This is a genomic window from Kitasatospora sp. NPDC001664, assembly GCF_053596675.1.
Window position 1 is genome coordinate 1 of the sequence record NZ_JBSFGS010000055.1, and the last position, 18,834, is coordinate 18,834.

The 18,834-nt window shown below is 72.3% G+C and carries 16 protein-coding genes; 1 reads left to right on the plus strand and 15 read right to left on the minus strand.

Translation table 11 applies throughout. The features are described from left to right. Nucleotides 1–226: 226 nt before the first annotated feature. The 15 genes from ACWCYY_RS39310 to ACWCYY_RS39380 form a co-directional block, all read right to left on the minus strand. On the minus strand, nt 227–1,621 hold the full coding sequence (locus tag ACWCYY_RS39310) for an aspartate aminotransferase family protein (protein ID WP_449798811.1): 1,395 nt from the start codon (nt 1,619–1,621) through the stop codon (nt 227–229). Then, entirely contained in the window at nt 1,611–3,560 is a 1,950-nt protein-coding gene (gene dxs, locus ACWCYY_RS39315; RefSeq protein ID WP_345280786.1) for a 1-deoxy-D-xylulose-5-phosphate synthase, read from the minus strand. Before dxs ends, ACWCYY_RS39310 begins: the two co-directional genes overlap by 11 nt. A gap of 127 nt (nt 3,561–3,687) precedes the next feature. Next, nucleotides 3,688–4,704, minus strand: coding sequence for an adenosyl-hopene transferase HpnH (gene hpnH, locus ACWCYY_RS39320; protein ID WP_449798812.1), 1,017 nt, complete (start codon nt 4,702–4,704; stop codon nt 3,688–3,690). 2 nt (nt 4,705–4,706) lie between these two features. Continuing rightward, complete coding sequence (locus tag ACWCYY_RS39325) at nt 4,707–5,405, minus strand: phosphorylase family protein (RefSeq protein ID WP_449798813.1); 699 nt, start codon at nt 5,403–5,405, stop codon at nt 4,707–4,709. A gap of 198 nt (nt 5,406–5,603) precedes the next feature. Then, nucleotides 5,604–7,679, minus strand: coding sequence for a squalene--hopene cyclase (gene shc / locus ACWCYY_RS39330; RefSeq protein ID WP_449798814.1), 2,076 nt, complete (start codon nt 7,677–7,679; stop codon nt 5,604–5,606). A gap of 7 nt (nt 7,680–7,686) precedes the next feature. Further along, complete coding sequence (locus tag ACWCYY_RS39335) at nt 7,687–8,772, minus strand: polyprenyl synthetase family protein (RefSeq protein ID WP_449798815.1); 1,086 nt, start codon at nt 8,770–8,772, stop codon at nt 7,687–7,689. A gap of 86 nt (nt 8,773–8,858) precedes the next feature. Next, the gene (gene hpnE, locus ACWCYY_RS39340; protein ID WP_380150112.1) at nt 8,859–10,250 is read right to left on the minus strand and encodes a hydroxysqualene dehydroxylase HpnE; all 1,392 of its coding nucleotides are present in this window, start codon (nt 10,248–10,250) and stop codon (nt 8,859–8,861) included. A gap of 94 nt (nt 10,251–10,344) precedes the next feature. Then, complete coding sequence (gene hpnD, locus ACWCYY_RS39345; RefSeq protein ID WP_345280825.1) at nt 10,345–11,202, minus strand: presqualene diphosphate synthase HpnD; 858 nt, start codon at nt 11,200–11,202, stop codon at nt 10,345–10,347. Between the two features lie 41 nt (nt 11,203–11,243). Then, nucleotides 11,244–12,158 (minus strand): squalene synthase HpnC, encoded by a 915-nt coding sequence (gene hpnC / locus ACWCYY_RS39350; RefSeq protein ID WP_345280793.1) that lies wholly within the window; start codon nt 12,156–12,158, stop codon nt 11,244–11,246. Nucleotides 12,159–12,290: 132 nt separating this feature from the next. Beyond that, nucleotides 12,291–13,061, minus strand: a complete 771-nt coding sequence (locus ACWCYY_RS39355; RefSeq protein WP_345280827.1) for an ABC transporter ATP-binding protein — start codon at nt 13,059–13,061, stop codon at nt 12,291–12,293. A 31-nt stretch (nt 13,062–13,092) separates the two neighbouring features. Beyond that, on the minus strand, nt 13,093–14,010 hold the full coding sequence (locus ACWCYY_RS39360; RefSeq protein ID WP_380150111.1) for an ABC transporter permease: 918 nt from the start codon (nt 14,008–14,010) through the stop codon (nt 13,093–13,095). A gap of 130 nt (nt 14,011–14,140) precedes the next feature. After that, nucleotides 14,141–15,040 (minus strand): glycosyltransferase family 2 protein, encoded by a 900-nt coding sequence (locus tag ACWCYY_RS39365; RefSeq protein WP_449798816.1) that lies wholly within the window; start codon nt 15,038–15,040, stop codon nt 14,141–14,143. Further along, entirely contained in the window at nt 15,037–15,729 is a 693-nt protein-coding gene (locus tag ACWCYY_RS39370) for a CDP-alcohol phosphatidyltransferase family protein (RefSeq protein ID WP_380150116.1), read from the minus strand. Before ACWCYY_RS39370 ends, ACWCYY_RS39365 begins: the two co-directional genes overlap by 4 nt. A 115-nt stretch (nt 15,730–15,844) precedes the next feature. Next, nucleotides 15,845–16,903, minus strand: coding sequence for an iron-containing alcohol dehydrogenase family protein (locus ACWCYY_RS39375; RefSeq protein WP_345280797.1), 1,059 nt, complete (start codon nt 16,901–16,903; stop codon nt 15,845–15,847). Then, nucleotides 16,891–17,646, minus strand: a complete 756-nt coding sequence (locus tag ACWCYY_RS39380; protein ID WP_345280798.1) for a phosphocholine cytidylyltransferase family protein — start codon at nt 17,644–17,646, stop codon at nt 16,891–16,893. The genes ACWCYY_RS39375 and ACWCYY_RS39380 overlap by 13 nt, the downstream gene beginning before the upstream one ends. A gap of 453 nt (nt 17,647–18,099) precedes the next feature. On the opposite strand from ACWCYY_RS39380, the gene idi reads away from it, so the two are divergent. After that, entirely contained in the window at nt 18,100–18,693 is a 594-nt protein-coding gene (idi, locus tag ACWCYY_RS39385; protein WP_345280799.1) for an isopentenyl-diphosphate Delta-isomerase, read from the plus strand. Nucleotides 18,694–18,834: the final 141 nt, after the last annotated feature.

Below are 18,834 nucleotides of genomic sequence, written 5' to 3' on the forward strand. Positions count from 1 at the left end.
CGCCGACTCACGAAGCTTGTCCTCATTCGCCGTCGGCCAGTCGAAGCCCAGCATCTCGAGAACCCACTCGACGCTGTCCGGCAACATGAGCGCCACTTCGTCATCCCCCGTTACTGACGATCAACCAAACGTGCAGCGATCATAGTGTTCGAGGGATCGCACGGAGCGGGCGCCCCTGTCCCGGTCCTGCAACAGAAGCGCCCGCACCACCATCACTCAGCAGGACCTACCGTCCTCCGCTCCCCACCGCCTGCTTGACCAGCGTCCGCCCGAAGTCCCACATCAGGCCGCTCCCCCGGTGGGCGTCGTCCATCAGCTCCTCGAAGGCGGTCACGAACCGGTCCACCTCCCGCTCCGTGATGATCAGCGGCGGGATCAGCTTGATGACCTCCAGGTGGTCGCCCGACACCTGGGTGAGGATCCGGTGGCGCTGCAGCAGCGGGACCACCACCATCTGGGCGAAGAGACCCTTCCGCGCCGCCTGGAGTGCGGTCCAACCCGTCCGCAGCTTCAGCGACTTGGGCCGGCCGAACTCGATGCCGATCATCAGCCCCTGCCCCCGCACCTCCGCCAGCAGCTCGTACTTGTCCACCAGCGCCGACAGCCTGGTCCGGAACAGCTCGCCGACCTTCGCCGCGTTCGCCACCACGCCCTCCTCCCGCATCACGTGCAGGGTGGCGAGGCCGGCCGCCATCGCCTGGGCGTTGGAGCCGAAGCTGGCCGAGTGCACCAGCACCCGGTCCATCGAGGAGTACACCTTCTCGAAGATCCAGCCCTTCCCCAGGGTCGCCCCCACCGGGACGTAGCCGCCCGACAGGGCCTTGGCCGCGCAGACCAGGTCCGGCCGCACGCCCGGCTCGGCCTGGTAGGCGAAGAAGGTGCCCGTCCGCCCGATCCCCGTCTGCACCTCGTCGCAGATGAGCAGGGCCTTGTGCTCGTGCAGCAGTTGCTGGGCGGCGAGCAGCCAGCCCGGCGGCGGGGCGAGCACGCCCTTGCCCTGGATCGGTTCGACGATCAGGGCGGCGACGTCGCCCTTGCGGAGCTCCTTCTTCAGGGCTCCGAGGTCGCCGAGCGGGATGGCGGTGTCGGGGAGCAGTGGGTCGAAGCCCTTGCGGAAGCCGTTCTCGCCGTTGACGGACAGCGAGCCCGTCGTCAGGCCGTGGAAGGCGTGGTCGCAGTAGAGCACCCGCCGTTTGCCGGTGGCGTAGCGGGCGAACTTCAGCGCCGTCTCGACCGCCTCGGTGCCGCTGTTGCCGAAGAAGACCCGGTCCAACTCCGGGGTGAAGGAGAGGAGTTGCTCGGCCAGCAGGCCCTGGAGCGGGGAGCAGTCGAAGCGGACCAGGTCGGGGAGTCCGAGGTCCATCACGTCCTGCACGGCGGCCCGGACCACCGGGTGGTGGCGGCCGAGGGCGAAGATGCCGAAGCCGGCCAGCATGTCGAGGTAGTCGTTGCCCTCCGCGTCGTAGAAGTAGGCCCCCTCCGCGCGCTCGTAGAACTTGTCGAAGCCGATGGTGTGCAGCATCCGGGCCAGCTGCGGGTTGAGGTACTTGGCCTGCAACTCGTAGCGTTCGGAGCCTCGTTCGGCGATCAGCGCGGAGAGGTCGAGACGGTCAGCCGGCATGGTGCTGGTTCGCTCCTTGGTCGGGTTCGCGGTTCGGGTTCTCCCCGCGTGCGGGGTTCTGGGGGCGCAGGAGTTGCTTGGCGAAGACGGCCGCCTGGGCGGCGACGCCCGTCCCGGTCAGGCCGATCTCCTCGAGGATCTCTCCCCGCCCGGCGTGCGTCAGGAACTCCTGGGGGATGCCGAGGTCGCGCAGCGGCACGTCCACGCCGGCGTCCCGCATCGCCTGGGCGATGGCCGAACCGACGCCGCCCGCCCGGCCGTTGTCCTCCACGGTGACCACCAGGCGGTGCTCGGCGGCCAGCAGGGGCAGCACCGGGTCGACCGGCTTGACCCAGCGCGGGTCCACCACTGTGCAGCTGAAGCCCTCGGCGAGCAGCAGCGCGGCCGCGTCCAGGCAGGCGGGGGCCATCGCCCCGACCGCGACCAGCAGGATCTCCGGTGCGGGGCCGGTGCGTTGCAGCACGTCGACGCCGCCGAGCCGCTCGATCGCGGGGACCTCGGGGCCGAGGTCGCCCTTGGGGAAGCGGACCACGGTGGGGGCGTCCGCGACGTCCACCGCCTCCCGCAGCTGGACGCGCAGCTGCTCGGCGTCGCGCGGCGCGGCCAGCCGAAGCCCGGGGACGACCTGGAGGATGGACATGTCCCACATGCCGTTGTGCGAGGCGCCGTCGTTGCCGGTGACCCCCGCCCGGTCGAGCACGAAGGTGACGCCGAGGCGGTGCAGGGCGACGTCCATCAGGACCTGGTCGAAGGCCCGGTTGAGGAAGGTCGCGTAGACGGCCACCACGGGATGCAGGCCGCCGGTGGCGAGGCCGGCCGCGCTGGCCACCGCGTGCTGTTCGGCGATGCCGACGTCGTAGGTGCGTTCGGGGTGGGCGGCGGCGAACGGGGCCAGGCCGACGGGCTGGAGCATGGCGGCGGTGATCGCCACCACGTCGGGGCGCTCGGCGCCGAGGGCGGCGAGTTCGCTGCCGAAGACGGAGGTCCAGGAGGTCCCGGAGGAGGGCGAGACGGGCAGGCAGGTGTACGGGTCCATGGCGCCCACCGCGTGGAAGCGGTCGGCCTCGTCCTGCTCGGCGGGGCGGTAGCCGCGGCCCTTGACGGTCAGGCAGTGCACGATCACCGGGCCGTCGAAGCCGCGGGCCTGACGGAGCGCCTGCTCCACCGAGAGCAGGTCGTGGCCGTCGATCGGGCCGAGGTACTTGAGGCCCAGGTCCTCGAACATGCCCTGCGGGGTGAAGGCGTCCTTGAAGCCCTTCTTGGCCCCGTGCAGCGCGTCGAAGACGGGCTTGCCGACCAGCGGGGTGCGCTGCAGCGCACCCTTGCCGAGGGCCAGGAAGCGCTCGTACCCCTGGGCGGTGCGCAGGGCGGCCAGGTGGTGGGCCAGGCCGCCGATGGTCTTCGCGTAGGAGCGCTCGTTGTCGTTGACCACGATGACCAGCGGGCGGTCGGCCTCGGCGATGTTGTTGAGCGCCTCCCAGGCCATCCCGCCGGTGAGCGCCCCGTCGCCGATCACCGCCACGGTGTGCCGGCCGGGGGTGCCGAGCAGCTGGTGCGCCTTGGCCAGGCCGTCGGCGTAGCCGAGGGCGGTGGAGGCGTGCGAGTTCTCGATCAGGTCGTGCTCGGACTCGGCGCGGGACGGGTAGCCGGAGAGTCCGCCCTGCATCCGCAGCCGGGCGAAGTCCTGACGGCCCGTGAGCAGCTTGTGGACGTAGGCCTGGTGGCCGGTGTCCCAGAGGATGCGGTCGTACGGCGAGTCGAAGACCCGGTGCAGCGCGATGGTCAGCTCCACCACACCGAGGTTGGGCCCCAGGTGTCCGCCGGTCTTGGTGACGGCGGAGACCAGGAACTCGCGGATCTCGTCCGCGAGCCGGGCGAGCTCCGGCGGGGAGAGGCGGCGGAGGTCGGCGGGGCCCTGGACGGTGGACAGGACTGACATGGCTTCACCTCGTGGCTCGGTACTGGGCGATGACGGTCCGTGCTGGTGACGGTCTGTGTCCAGCCTGCGGCCATCGCTGCCGGTGCGCCTGTCGGGAGCCCGCCGCAGCGGGCTCCCGAGGGTGGTGTCAGTGCGCGCCGAGGGTCTCGCGGGCGGCCCGCAGGGACTCCTTGAGGGAGCCCATGGTGGCCAGTACGGCGGTCGGTTCGTACCCGCAGTGCGCCATGCAGTTGTCGCAGCGCGGGTCCTTGCCGCGGCCGTACTTGTCCCAGTCGGTCTTCTCGATCAGCTCACGGTAGGTGGGGACGTAGCCGTCGGCCATCAGGTAGCAGGGGCGCTGCCAGCCGAACAGCGAGTAGTTCGGGATGCCCCAGGCGGTGCACTCGAAGTCGACCTTGCCCTCCAGGAAGTCCAGGAAGAGCGGGCTGTGGTTGAGCCGCCAGCGGCGGCGGTTGCCGCCCGCGAAGGTCTTCCGGAACAGCTCCCTGGTCTGCTCCACGCCCAGGAAGTGGTCCTGGTCGGGCGCCTTCTCGTAGGCGTAGGCCGGGGAGATCATCATCTCGTCGACGCGCAGCTCGTCGTTGAGGTAGTCCAGCACCTCGATGATGGTCTGCGGGGTGTCGGTGTTGAAGAAGGTCGAGTTGGTCGTCACCCGGAAGCCGCGCCGCTTGGCCTCCTTGATCGCCTCCACCGCCTCGTCGAAGGTGCCTTCCTTGGCCACCGAGGCGTCGTGCCGCTCGCGCAGGCCGTCGATGTGCACGGTGAAGGTGAAGTACGGCGAGGGGGTGAACTTGTCCAGCTTCTTGCGCAGCAGCAGCGCGTTGGTGCAGAGGAAGACGTACTTGCGCCGCCCCACCAACTGCCGGACGATCTCGTCGATCTGCGGGTGCATCAGCGGCTCGCCGCCCGCGATGGAGACCATCGGGGCCCCCGACTCCAGCACCGCGCCGACCGCCTGGGCGACCGGCATCCGCTGCTTCAGCACCCCCGCCGGGTGCTGGATCTTCCCGCAGCCCTCGCAGGCCAGGTTGCAGGCGTAGAGCGGCTCCAGTTCGACGATGAGCGGGAACTTCTTGTTCCGCTTGAGCTTCTGCTGGAGCAGGTACGTGCTGACGCGCACGGACTGGCGCAGCGGCATTGCCATGGCTAGCTCGCCTCCTGAGGGAGCGTCGATGACTGTGGTGCACGGTTCTTCAGCTCGTCGCGGGCCACCGACCGCCGCCAGGCCGCGAGGGCCGGAACGGTGGCGCGCAGGGTCCGCCAGGCGCGCAGCCCGGCGGGCAGGGTGCCGGGCCGCAGCAGCTCCCGGCTGGGGGTGTCGACCACCACCCGGAGCACCGCCGCCGGCAGCCCGGAGCCGGCCTCGGCCCGGGCGGCCAGCACGGCGGCGGCCTCCATGTCGACGGCGCGGGCGCCGGTGGCGTGCAGGTCGCTGCGCTCGGCGCCGCGGACCACGTGGTCGGCGGTGTGGTGCGGGCCGATGTGGACGGTCAGGCCGCGGGCCCGCAGTTCGGCGGCCAGGGCGGGGGCGGAGTCGAGTGACCAGGCGTCACCCTCGGCGTCCCGCACCGAGTCCGCGACGATCACGTCCCCGGGCAGGACGCCCGGCCCGAGGGCGGCGCCGAAGCCGGCCACCGCGAGCGCCCCGTAGCCCGGGCGGGTGAGCAGCCCGCCGACCGCCCTCCGTGCCCGGGCCCGGCCCATACCGGTGCGGAGCAGCACGGCCGGGGTCCCGCTCCAGTCGCCGCCGCGCAGCGCCCAGACCTCGGGGCCCAGCGCGCAGACGACCAGCAGCGGACCGTCCGGGGCGGCTCCCTTGGGCGGAAGCGGTGCGACGTGCCTCATCGGTGACCTCCCGTCAGCGGACTGCCGTGCGGGTACCGGCCGGGGCCGGGAACCGGGGAGAGCGGCCCGGTACCCGCCGCGCGCAGCGCACACTCCGTCATGCTCCGCCTCCCGTCAGCGGACTGCCGTGCGGGTACCAGCCGGGGCCGGGAACCGGGGAGAGCGGCCCGGTACCCGCCGCGCGCAGCGCACACTCCGTCATGCTCCGCCTCCCGTCAGCGGACTGCCGTGCAGGTACCGTCCGAGAGCCGTCACGGGGAAGACCAGGCGGTACAGGTGGTAGTTGATCGAGAAGTCCCAGGGGAAGCCCGTCCCGGTGAACTGCGGCTCGTCCCAGCTGCCGCTGGGCAGTTGGGTGCGGCAGAGCCACTGGACGCCCCGCTCGACCACCTCGCTGCGCGCCCCGTCCGGCCCCTCGCCCGCCGCCAGCAGGGCCATCAGCGCCCAGGCGGTCTGCGAGGCGGTGGAGTCGCCGCGCCCGGACCAGCGGACCGGGTCCTCGTAGGAGCGCATGTCCTCGCCCCAGCCGCCGTCCGGGTTCTGACGGTCCGCCAGCCAGTCCACCGCGCGGCGGACGGCGGGGTGCGAGCCGGGGATCCCGGCGGCCACCAGGGCGGGCAGGACGGAGCCGGTGCCGTAGATGTAGTTGGTGCCCCAGCGGCCGAACCAGGAGCCGTCCGCCTCCTGGTTCTTGAGCAGCCAGTCGATGCCGCGCCTGGTCCGCCGGTCCCCGGCCAGGCCGGTCTCGGCGAGCATCTCGACCACGTGCGCGGTGACGTCCGCCGAGGGCGGGTCGACCACCTCGCCGAAGTCGCAGAACGGCAGTTTGTTGGGGAGGGTGCTGGTGTTGTCGACGTCGAAGGCGCCCCAGGCGCCGTTGCGCGACTGCATGCCGAGGTTCCACTCGACGCCCCGCCGCACCGCACCGTCGATCCGCGCCCGGTCCGGGTGGGCGACCCGCTTGAGGGCGAGCACCACCTCGGCGGTGTCGTCGATGTCGGGGTAGTTGTCGTTCTCGAACTCGAAGGCCCAGCCGCCGGGCGCCAGCCGCGGGCGCTGGACGGACCAGTCGCCGGGGCGGCGGATCTCCTCGGCGAGCATCCAGTCGGCGGCCGAGACCAGCGCGGGGTGGTCGGCGGGCAGGCCCGCGTCCCGCAGCGCGATGGTGGCCAGGCAGGTGTCCCAGACCGGGGACTGGCAGGCCTCCAGCCAGCGGCGGCCGTCCTCGGTGTGCACGGTGAAGCGGTCGAAGGCGGCCAGCCCGGCCCGCATGACGGGGTGTTCGAGGTCGTATCCGAGCAGGTGGAGGGCGATCAGGGAGTACACGGCGGGCGGCTGGATGCCGCCCCAGCAGCCGTCCGCCTCCTGGCGTTCGACGATCCAGCGGCCGGCCTGGGCCAGGGCGGCCCGGCGCAGCGGGCGCAGGGCGCGCTTGTGGTACGCGTGCAGGACCAGGTCGAGGCGCTCGAAGACGCCGTCCCAGCCGGTGGGCGGGGCCAGCGGGCGCAGCGGGTACGGGTCGGCCGGGTCGGTGTGCAGTTCGGTGAGGTCGAACGGGGCGGGGCGGACCGGGCGGTGGGCCGAGACCACGGTGAGCGGGACGATGGTCTGCCGGGCCCAGCAGCCGAAGGCGTAGATGTTCAGCGGCAGCCAGCGGGGCAGGAAGATGATCTCCGGCGGCATCTCGGGCAGACGCTCCCACGGCCACCAGCCGAACAGCGCGAGCCAGATCCGGGTGAACACCCGGCTGGCCGCGATGCCGCCGCGCTCCCGCACGTACCGGGCTGCGGCGGCCATGTGCGGTGCGCCGGGGTCGTCGCCGGCGAGCTTGAGCGCGACGTAGGCCTCGACGGTGGTGGACAGTTCGGGCGGGCCGCCGTAGAAGGTGGACCAGGTGCCGTCCTCGCGCTGCTGGGAGCGGATCCAGGCCGCGGTGGCCGCGGTCTGCTCCGGCTCGCGGATGCCGAGGAACTGACGCAGTAACAGGTCCTCGGCGTCCATGGTGACGTTGGTCTCCAGATCGCCCTTCCACCAGCCGTCCGGGCTCTGGCGTGACAACAGCTCGGCGGTGGCCCGGGCCAGGGCCTGGGCCGGATCGAGCGGACCGCTCCGCTCCGGCCCCTCGGCCTGCCGCCTCCCGGCCCCCGGTGCGGGGGCCGTCGCGACCGTCGTCTGACGGCCGGTCAACCGGTCCGTGACCGGCGGGCGTTCGCCCACCGCGGCCGGCTCGGGATCGTACTCAGGGTCGAGCCGGCCGTCCGCGGTTGCTGTCACGTCAACGTCACCTCTCTCGTACCACCACGAATTCGGCGAGTGCGACGAAGCGCTGGCGCACCTCGTCGGTCATGGGCACCTCGTCCAGTGCGGCGAGGGCGGTCCGGTGCTGCCGGCGGGCCTCCTGCTGGGTCCACGCCCGGCCGCCGGCCTGCTCGATCAGCGCGGCGCGGGCGGCGAGCTGGTCCTCGCCCTCCTCGCCGCGGCCGCTCGGGTCGGCCAGCTCGGCGGCCAGCCGGCGGGAGGCGGCGCCGCCCTCGGCGAGCGCGGCGGCCACCGGGAGGGACTTCTTGCGCTGGCGCAGGTCCCCCCAGTGCGGCTTGCCGGTGACTTCGGTGGCGCCCCAGATGCCGAGCAGGTCGTCCACCGCCTGGAAGGCCAGGCCGACGTGCATGCCGTAGCGCTGGAGGGCGTCCGAGACCCGGTCGTCGGCCCCGGCCAGCACCGCGCCGATGGCGGAGGCGGCGGCCAGCAGGGCACCGGTCTTGCCCGCCTCCATGTCGAGGCACTCCTCGACGGTGACCACGTCGCGGTGCTCGAAGGAGAGGTCCTTGGCCTGCCCGTCGATCAGCTGCCGGGTGGTGGTGGTGATCAGCCGGACCGCACGGGCCGCGTCGGCGGCGGAGGCGGTGCCGGTGACCGCGGCGTCGAGCAGGACCTCGGTGCCCAGGGCTGCCAGGCCGTCGCCGACCAGGATCGCCTGGGCCGGGCCGAAGACCGTCCAGGCCGTGGCCCGGTGCCGGCGCGTCTCGTCACCGTCCATCAAGTCATCATGGAGGAGCGAGAAGTTGTGCACCAGTTCGACGGAGACGCCACCGGGCACGCCGACCTGCGCCGGAGCGCCGACGGCCTCCGCCGAGAGCAGGGCGAGCGCCGGGCGCACCGCCTTGCCGCCGTCCCCCGCGACGGGCGTGCCGTCCCGGTCGATCCAGCCGAAGTGGTACGCCGCCACGGTGTCCATCGGTGCGGCCAGCCGGGCGACGGCGGCGCGCAGCGGCGGGGTGCAGAGGGCGCGGCCCCGGGCCAGCAGTTCCGGCACCGGGAGTGCGGCCGGCGCGTCCTGGACCGAACCGGTCCCGCTGCGAGGCTCCACGTACGTTCCCTCTCCCTGTCCTGCGAACGGTGCGAACGGCACGCGAGGCCGCTCTGGTGCGGTGTCAGTTCTACCCGGCCCCAGACTCATCGAGGCCACCTTCCGTCACTCCGGTCCACCGGACGGCGCCTTCCGGCCAGGGCCGCGTCGGCGGCCGCGTGACCGCTGCGGACGGCCCCCTCCATGGTCGCGGGCCAACCGGTGGCGGTCCACGAACCGGCCAGCAGCAGGCCGGGCACCCGGGTGACCGGGCCGGGGCGCAGGGCCGCGGTGCCGGGGGCGGGCGCGAAGGTCGCGGTCCGCTCCCGGGTGACGAAGAAGTCCAGGACCTCCGCGCCCCGGGCGGCCGGCAGCAGCCGCTCCAGCTCGGGCAGGTAACGCTCCCTCAGCTCGGCCACCGGGAGGTCGATCTCGTCCTGCACGGCCGACTGCGACAGCGCCAGGTACTGCGCGCCGGGCACGTCCAGCCCGGAGTGCGCGGTGCGGTCGAAGACCCACTGCACCGGCGAGCCGAGGGCGGCGAAGAACGGCTGCTTCAGCAGCCTGCGGTCGTAGACCACGTGCACGTTGAGGATCGGCGCGTGGCCGAGCGCGGCCAGGCGCTCGGGGTGCTCCAGCGCGCCGTCCGGGAGCAGTGCGGCGGCCGACTCCTGGGCGCCGGCCAGCACCACGGTGTCGGCGGTGAGCAGCTCGCCGCCCTCCAGCCGGACGCAGTGCTGCTCGGCGGTCTTCACCTCGGCCACCCGGGCGCGCAGCCGCACCGAGACCCCGGCCCGCTCCAACTCGGCCAGCGCCAGGTCGTGGTGGACGTCGCCGAGCGGCACCTTGGCCATGCCGATGTCGGAGGCGCCCGGGTCGGAGAGCAGGCCGGTCTTGAAGACCATCGCGGCCAGCGCCAGCGAGGTCTGCTCGGCGGTGGCGTTCAGGGTGGCCACGCCGACCAGGTCCCAGAGCGCGGCCGTGGTGGCCGGGGTCTGGCCGTGGGCGCGCAGCCACTCGGCGAAGGAGATCCGGTCCAGGCCCGGATCGTCCAGGTCCAGCCCCTTGAGGGCCAGCGCGGCCCGCACCACCCGCAGCCGGTCGGCGGCGGTCAGGTGCGGGTACGAGGCCAGGCTGCCGGCCAGGTGCAGCGGGACGGGCAGGCCCGCCCGGCGCAGCCGGCCCAGGGTGCGGCGCCCGTCCGGCGAGACCGACAGGACCGGGACGTCCAGCCGGGGCTGGACGTCCACCAGTCGGCCCGCACCCAGCCGGTCGATCAGGCCGCGGTAGGCGGTGCAGCAGCGGAGGAAGACGTGCTGGCCGTTGTCGACGGTCAGCTCGCCGCGGCGGAAGGAGAAGGCGAGGCCGCCGAGGCGGGGCCTGGCCTCCACCAGGGTGACCCGCCGGCCGGCCTCGGCCAGCCGCAGCGCGGCGGTGATGCCCGCCAGACCGCCGCCGACCACCACGGCGGTGAGCTCCCGGTCGTGCCCTGCCGTCATCTCGCGCCTCCCCTTCGGTGGTCGTGGCCGGCCCGTGCCCGACCGCCGTGCGGCGACCGGGTGCTGACACAGCGTGACATAAACGCGGAGAGAATCAAGAACGCCCTCCGGCGAGCCCGGAGAGTGCCACGTACGCCTTCTCCCAGCCCGGCAGCGAGACCCGGCCGCGCAGGACCGACTCGGGTTCGGCGGCGATCCGGCCGAGCAGCCGGTGGTAGATCCCGGCCATCGCGGCGGTGCAGGCCCGGCTGCGCCGGTCCAGCATCGGCAGCAGCCGCAGGCCGTCGGCGAAGGCCTGCTGGGCCCGTTCGGCCTCGAAGGCGACCAGGCCGGTGAAGTCGGCTCCGACCGGCGGCCGGTCGAAGTCGAAACCCTGTTCGCAGCCGAATCGCACCAGGTCCTCGGTGGGCAGGTAGGTGCGGCCGTTGGCGGCGTCCTCGCGCAGGTCGCGCAGGATGTTGGTGAGCTGCAGGGCCAGGCCCAGGGTGTCGGCGTACTCGGCGCCGAGCTTGGGCTGCTCGCAGCCGTACACGCCGAGCGAGAGCCGGCCGATGGACCCGGCCACGCAGCGGCAGTAGACCTTGAGCTCCTCGAAGGTCTTGTACTCGGCGCCCCGGAGGTCCATCTCGACGCCGTCGATCAGCTCGTCGAAGCCGCCCAGGTCGATCGGGAAGCGACGGGCGGTGTCGGCCAGCGCGACCTTGATCGGGTCGGTGTCCTCGTCACTCACCGTGCCGAGCCGGACCTCCTCCAGCAGGAGCCGGGTCTGCCGCAGCTGATCGGCCTTCTGCTCCGGCGGGAGCTCGCCGTCGCCGATGTCGTCCACCCGGCGGGCCAGCGCGTAGAGCGCCGACATGCCGAGCCGCTTGGGCTCGGGCAGCAGCCGGATGCCGTAGCTGAAGTTCCGGGCCTGGAGGGCGGTGACCGCCTCGCAGTACCGGTAGGCCGCCATGACGGGGGCCGGGGCCAGTGGTGATGCCGCCACGCGGGCGTTCACCTTCCCTTCGCGAAGATTGCCGCCGCCTTGACCGCGAGGCGGCGCTTGTCCGGCTTCGCCTGCACCGCGAGCACGTCGTACCCGGCGGCCTCGATCGCCGACAGGGCCGCGTACCCGCCGGCGGTGAATCCCGCCAACAGCAGTCGGAGCCTCCCGTGCACCGTACCCACCAGCGGCGCTCCGTGGTCGAGCAGGGTCCGGGTGCGCTCCACCTGATGGGCGACCAGCTCGCGCACCCGGGCGTTCGCGGTGGGCGCGGCGAGGTCCCGCTCGGTGACGCCGAAGCGCTCCATGTCCTGCTGCGGGAGGTAGATCCGGCCGCGGCCCAGGTCCTCGGCCACGTCCTGAAGGTGCTCGGCCAGCTGGAGACCGGTGCAGATCGCGTCCGAGTGGGCGATCCGCTCCGGGGTGGCCTTGCCGGCCAGCGCCAGCACCAGGCGGCCGACCGGATCGGCCGAAAGGGTGCAGTAGCCGATCAGGTCCTGCTGGGTGGCGTACCGGAAGGTGGTCTGGTCCACCCGGTTGGCCTCGATCAGACGGCGGAACGGCTCCGGGGTCACCGGGTGACGGTCGATCAGCGGGACCAGGCCCCGCATCAGCGGGTGCCGGGGCGGCTCGGCGCGGCTGTCCAGGGCCGCCCCGAAGGCCCGGTCCAGGTCCCGCTCCAGCCCGTCCAGCAGCGCGAGCCGGAAGCCCTCGTCGGCCGGGCCCCCCTCGACCCCGAGCAGCGCGGCCACATTCTCCGGCTCGGCCAGGTCGCCGTCACCGGCGTCGTCCACCAGCCGGGCGAAGCCGTACACCGCCATCAGGTCCGCCCGCCAGGCGGCCGGCAGGAAGCCGGGCGCGACCGGGAAGTTCTCCGCCCCCGCCTTGCCGAGGGTCTCGCCGTCGGTCCTACTGTCCGATTGCATTGAAGCCACTTCCGTCACTCCCCCGTTCTACACCGCCGACGCCCGGCGGCCCACCCGGACACGGCGGAGGGGCCGGCGCCGACTGCTCGGCACCGGCCCCTCCGCCTGAAGGAACCACCAGCCCCCGTGGGCTCAGTGCTCCTTCTCGTACTCCTTCATGACGTCGTCGGTCGAGCCGTCCATGACCAGCTCGCCCTTCTCGATCCAGATCGTGCGCTCGCAGGTGTCGCGGATCGAGTTGTTGTTGTGGCTGACCAGGAAGACGGTGCCCGCCTCCTTGCGCAGCTCGCGGATCCGGTCCTCGGAGCGGCGCTGGAACTTCTGGTCACCGGTGGCCAGGGCCTCGTCGATCAGCAGCACGTCGTGGGTCTTGGCCGCCGCGATGGAGAAGCGCAGGCGGGCCGCCATGCCGGAGGAGTAGGCGCGCATCGGCAGCGAGATGAAGTCGCCCTTCTCGTTGATCCCCGAGAAGTCCACGATGTCCTGGTAGCGGCTCTTGACCTCGGCCATCGACATGCCCATCGCCAGGCAGCCGAGCACGATGTTCCGATCCCCCGTCAGATCGTCCATCAGTGCCGCGTTGACGCCCAGCAGCGAGGGCTGGCCGTTGGTGTAGATGGCGCCCTTCTCGGTCGGCAGCAGACCGGCGATGGCCGACAGCATGGTCGACTTGCCGGAGCCGTTGGAGCCGATCAGGCCGACCGCCTCGCCCTTGTAGGCGGTGAAGCTGATGCCCCGGACGGCGTGCACCTCGCGGATCGCGGGCGAGCGCTTGCGCGAGATGATCCGGCTGAGCGCGGAGGTCGCGCTGCCGCGGCCCGAGCCGGCGCCGTGCACCCGGTAGACGATGTGCACGTCGTCCACCACCACGGTGGGGATCCGGGCGTCCTGGGTCTTGCTCATGACGGCCCCTCGGGTCTCGTCGGTCACGGTGTCAGCCACGGCCGTACTGCTCCTCTGCCTTCCAGAAGTACACGAAGCCGACCAGGCCGGCGACGAGCGCCCAGCCACCCGCGATGGCCCAGACGTGCGGCGGCAGCGCCTCCTTGTTGTACGTGTTCGGGATGAACGCGTAGCGGATCAGGTCCATGTAGACCGAGGCCGGGTTCAGCCGGAACAGCGCCTGCCAGATGGTCGGCCACTTCTCGACCGCGCCCTGCACCGAGTACATGACGCCGGAGGTGTACATCCAGGTGCGCAGCAGGAACGGCATCAGCTGGGCCATGTCGCTGGTCTTGGCGCCGATCCGGGCGAAGATCAGGGCGAGGCCGGTGTTGAAGACGCACTGCAGGGCCAGCGCCGGGATCAGCAGCAGCCAGGTCATCGCCGGCGGCTGCCAGAACAGCACGATGCCGACGAGCACGATCATCGAGATCAGCAGCTGCTGGAGCTGGATCACGGTGAAGGCGATCGGCAGGCTGGCGCGGGGGAAGTGCAGCGCGCGGATCAGCCCGAGGTTGTCGGAGATCGCCCGGGTGCCGGAGAGCACCGCGCTCTGGCTGAACTGGAAGACGAAGACGCCGATGCAGAGCCAGGGGATGTAGGGGTCGATCGACTCCCCGGACTTCATCATGACGCCGAAGACCAGGTAGAACACCGCGCAGTTCAGCAGCGGGGTGAGGACCTGCCAGACCTGGCCGAGCTTGGCCGTGGTGTACTGCGCCACCAGCCGCGCGGTGGCGAACGCCATGATGAACTGGCGCCGCGACCACAGCTCGCGCACGTACCTCAACAGGCCGGGCCGCTTGCCGCTCACGGTCAGGCCGTACTTGGCCACGAGCTGCTTCGGGGTCAGACCCGCGTCAACGCCGCTGGGTGCGGAGAAGTTGACCGGGTCACTCACTGTCGACACATTCGTCCTTCACGGGATCGGAAGACCGGGCCGCCGACGGGGGAACGGCGGCGGTTCCGGTCTGACCCACCGGGATCAACGGGGGGAAGTACCGGTCCGACGACGGGGGTCGCCGGAAGATTTTCTGCGATCAGATGATCGGCGGTCGGCCCAGACGGGTCAATCGCCACACCGTACGCCAACGCATCGGACGACGCGGACCGCACTGTTCGCGCCAGCCGGCCCGGAACCCGCCCAGCCAGGCCTTGAGCGCGTCCCCGGAGGGACGGCGGGCCACCGTGAGCAGGAACCAGACTCCCAGATAGAGAGGCACGAGAGGGGCCGGAAGGTTCCGTCGTGCGAGCCACACCCTGTTCCGGGCCACGTTGTGGAAGTACGCGGCGTGCCGGGCCGGGGAGGTGGTCGGGTGGAAGAGCACCACGTCGGCGCGGTAGTCGATGGACCAGCCGGCGTCCAGCGCCCGCCACGCGAGGTCGGTCTCCTCGTGGGCGTAGAAGAACTCCGCGGGCAGCTGCCCGGCCTGCGGGAAGACCGCGCTGCGGACGGCGCTGGCGCCGCCCAGGAAGGTGGTCACCCGGGAGGAGTGCATCGGGTCGCTGGCCCGCAGCCGGGGCACGTGGCGGCGCTGGGTCTCGCCGGTGTCCGGGTCGGCGATCCGGAAGGAGACGATCCCCAGGCCCGGGTCGGAGCTGAAGGCCTCGCGCAGGATCCGGGCGGAGTCGGTGCGGGGCAGCAGGCCGTCGTCGTCCAGGAAGAGGACGGCGTCCACGTCCCGGCCGTCCGGGCCGAACAGCTCGATGCCGACGTTGCGGCCGCCGGGGATGCCGAGGTTCTCGGGCAGCTCGACCGAGCGGACGCCCGCGGGCAGCTCGGGCAGCGGGGCGCCGTTGCCGACCACGGCCAGCTCGACCGCCGGGCCCTCCTGGGCGCGGACGGACTCGATCAGGGCGTTGAGCTCGGCGGGGCGGTTGCCCATGGTGATGATGACGGCGCCGAGGCGGAAGTCGTCGCTCTTCGTCACGGTGCTCATCGCAGCCTGCTCGACAGGACGATGGAGAGCAGGTGCAGGACGGTCTGGAGCATCGCGATCGCGGCCAGCACGACCACCGCGAGGCGGGTGAAGTAGAGATCGCCGGCCACCGCGTCGGCGATCCCGGCCGCCAGGATGAGCAGCGAGGCCTCGACCGCGCCGACCAGCCGGTGGAACTTCAGGAAGGCGGCGGCCTTGCGGGCCTTGGCCACCCCGGCCGAACGCGGCACCGAGGCGCTGTCCTCGACGGCGGTCATCCCGCTGCGGGCCCGGGCCACGTCCACCAGGTCGGTCTCCGACTTGATCAGGATGGCGCCGAGCGCGGCCAGCGTGCCGAGGAAGGCCCACTCCCAGTGCGAGGCGCTGCCCTGACGGTGGAACAGGTCGGTGGCCCGCAGGCCGAGACCGGTGAGCAGCGCGGCCTCGGACATGTAGTGGCCGACCCGGTCCAGGTAGACGCCGGTCAGCGAGGTCTGCCGGCGCCAGCGGGCCACCTCGCCGTCCACGCAGTCCAGCAGCAGGTAGACCTGGATCAGCAGGGCTCCCAGGACGGCGCCGGCGATGCCGGGCACCACCAGGGCGGCACCGGCCAGGATGCCGGTCACCATCATCAGGTAGGTCAGGCCGTTGGGCGTGATCGCCGTGACGGTGGAGAGCACGCGGGTGATCCTCAGCGAGATCTTCCGCATGTAGAGGCGCCCGGCCCAGTGCTCGGCGCTCCTGCGCTGGAGCATGCCCTCGGGGTGGATCACCGCGCGCAGCTCCTCGATCGAGGGGCGGCGGGTCAGGTCGACCGGGGGGCGATCAGCTGTTGACGGCTTGGACATAGTCGGCGTACGAGTCCCTGATGTCTGAGGGCGAGAGGTCGAGGTGTTCCAGAATGGTGAAGCGTCCCGGACGGGTGTTCGGAGCGTAGTGCACCGCCTCGGTGAACTCCGCCTCGGTGAAGCCGATCTGATCTGCCGTCACCGGCAGGCCGTGGAACCGGAACCGGTCCACCATCAGAGCCGACAGTTCGCGCTCGCCCCGCAGGAAGGTGGCGAAGGCCGCGCCGAGGCCGACCTGTTCGCCGTGCTGGGCGGAGCGCTTGGGGTAGAGCACGTCCAGGGCGTGCGAGATCTCGTGGCAGGCGCCCGAGGAGGGCCGGGTGCTGCCCGCGATGCTCATCGCGATGCCGGACAGTACCAGGGCTTCCGCGAGCGTCGTGAGGAGGTCCCCGTCCGTCAGCTTCCCGGGGTGCCGCAGCAGGGTCTCGCCGGCCGTCCGGGCCATCGCGACGGCCAGTCCGTCGACCGGTTCACCGGTGTGGACGTGCGAGAGCTCCCAGTCCGCGCAGGCGGAGATGTTGGAGACGGCGTCGCCGATCCCGGCCGCCACGAAGCGCGGCGGGGCCTGCCGGACGACGTCCAGGTCGACCACGATGCCGATCGGCCCAGGCACCCCGTAGGAGCCCCGGCCGGCGTCGTTGTCGAGGGTGGAGACGGGCGAGCAGAGGCCGTCGTGGGCCAGGTTGGTGGCCACCGCGACCAGCGGCAGGCCGACCCGGGCGGCGGCGTACTTGGCGGCGTCGATGATCTTGCCGCCGCCGAGGCCCACCATCGCGTCGTAGTGCCCGCGGACCTGGTCGGCGAGCCGCACCGCGGCGTCCAGCGAGCCGTCCTCCACCTCGTACCAGTCGGCACCGGGCAGGGCGGGCTCCAAGCGCTCGCGCAGGCGGGCCCCGGAGCCCGTGCTGACCGCGACCGCGATCCGGCCCGAGGCGGAGAGCCGCTGGTCCGCGAGGATGCCGCCGAGCGAGTCCAGGGCGCCCGGGCGGATCTCCATGAAGACCGGCGAGGGCACCAGCCTGGTCAGTACCGGCACGCGATCTCCCGCGCCTTCGCCAGGTCGTCGTGGTTGTCGACCTCCACCCAGGAGACCTCGCCGATCGGCTGCACGTCGATGCGCAGGCCGCGGTCGACCATCTCCTGGTAGCCGTCCTCGTAGTACAGCTGCGGGTCGCGCTCGAAGGTGGCCTGCAGGGCGGAGGCCAGGTCGGCCGCGGCCGAGGGGTCGATCACGGTGACGCCGATGTACTCGCCGGTGGCCTCGGAGGGCTCCATCAGCTTGGTGATCCGGCGCATTCCGGAGGCCGGGTCGACGACGACCTTCATCTCCTCGTCGGCCAGCTTCTTAACGGTGTCCAGCGCCAGCAGGATGCCCGGGGTCTCGCCGGCGGCGATCCGGCCGCGGTAGCCATCCAGCATGGTGTGCTGCACCGAGACGGGGTGCACGGTGTCGCCGTTGGCCAGCAGGAGGCCCTCGGCGAAGAGGTCACGGGCGCACCAGAGGGAGTAGGCGTTGTTCCACTCCTCCGCCTTGTCGTTCTCGACCAGGGTGAGCTTGACGCCGTACGTGCGCTCCAGCTCCGCCTTGCGGTCGTACACCGCCTCCTTGCGGTACCCCACCACGACGGCGGCCTCGGTCAGGCCCACCTCGGCGAAGTTCCCGAGGGTGAGGTCCAGCACGGTCCGCTCGCCGTCCACCGGAACCAGCGCCTTGGGCAGGGTGTCGGTGTACGGGCGCAACCGGCGACCGGCGCCGGCGGCCAGAACGAGGCCGATCATGCGGTGTCTCCTGACTCGTGGTGTTGCGTGGTGTCGCGGTGGTGGTGCGTGGTGCCGCATCGTGCCGCGTGGTGCCGCCCGGTGGTCCGCGGCGGGGTCGGCGGCTCCCGCTGTGATCGTAGGCGACGGTCACGACCGGCCCGAACGCGGCCGGTACCGCACGGCCCTCCCCCGTGCCACCCGGGCACGGTGAGGCTACCGGAACGGGCGTACACCCCCGAAACCACACGGGTCAGGAGAACCGGGCAGATGATCGGAAAGGATCAGGGGGCTGCCCGGGCCGATCAGAAATCGAATGGGTTGCCTGATCATCCGGCCCTTCCACGCCTCCGTGTGCGTCGCGCCCATTCGGGTACCCACCCATACGGCAGACTTGCCCCGGACGCCCGGGCGGCGTCCGGAGCGGCCGCCGCGCTCACGAACCAGCCACCTCCCCGTCGCGAAAGAGGCCCCATGCCCGAGTCCCGACCGTCCCTGCTCACCGAGGACGGCGCCGCCCCCGGCACGCCCGCCGAGATCCTGCTGGAGCTCGTCGACGACGAGGGTGTGACCATCGGCACCGCCGAGAAGCTCTGGGCCCACCAGCAGCCCGGCCGGCTGCACCGGGCGTTCTCGGTGTTCCTCTTCGACCGGCAGGGCCGGATGCTGCTCCAGCGTCGCGCGCTCGGCAAGTACCACTCCCCCGGCGTCTGGTCGAACACCTGCTGCGGCCACCCCTACCCCGGCGAGCAGCCCTTCGTCGCCGCCGCCCGCCGCACCGCCGAGGAGCTGGGCGTCGCCCCGGCCCTGCTCTGCGAGGCGGGCACCGTCCGCTACGACCTGCCCGACGAGGCCTCCGGCCTGATCGAGCGCGAGTGGAACCACCTCTTCGTCGGCCTGGTCACCGACGAGCCGAAGCCGGACCCGGAGGAGGTGGACGACTTCCGCTACGTCACCGCCGAGGAGCTCAAGGCGCTGGAGGCCGAGAAGCCGACCTCGGTCTGGTTCCGCACGGTCTTCGAGGCCGCCCTCCCGGGGATCCGGGAGATCGCCGGGCCCAGCTGGTAACGGACCCTCCGCCGGACACGAGGGGGCGCCGGGCCGGGGAGTGGTGCTCCCCGGCCCTGGCACCCACCTCCCTCTCGGCCAGGCCCGCTGGCACTCAGACGGGCAGAGTGCCAGGGCAGTACCAGCCAGTGTAAGGCCCAT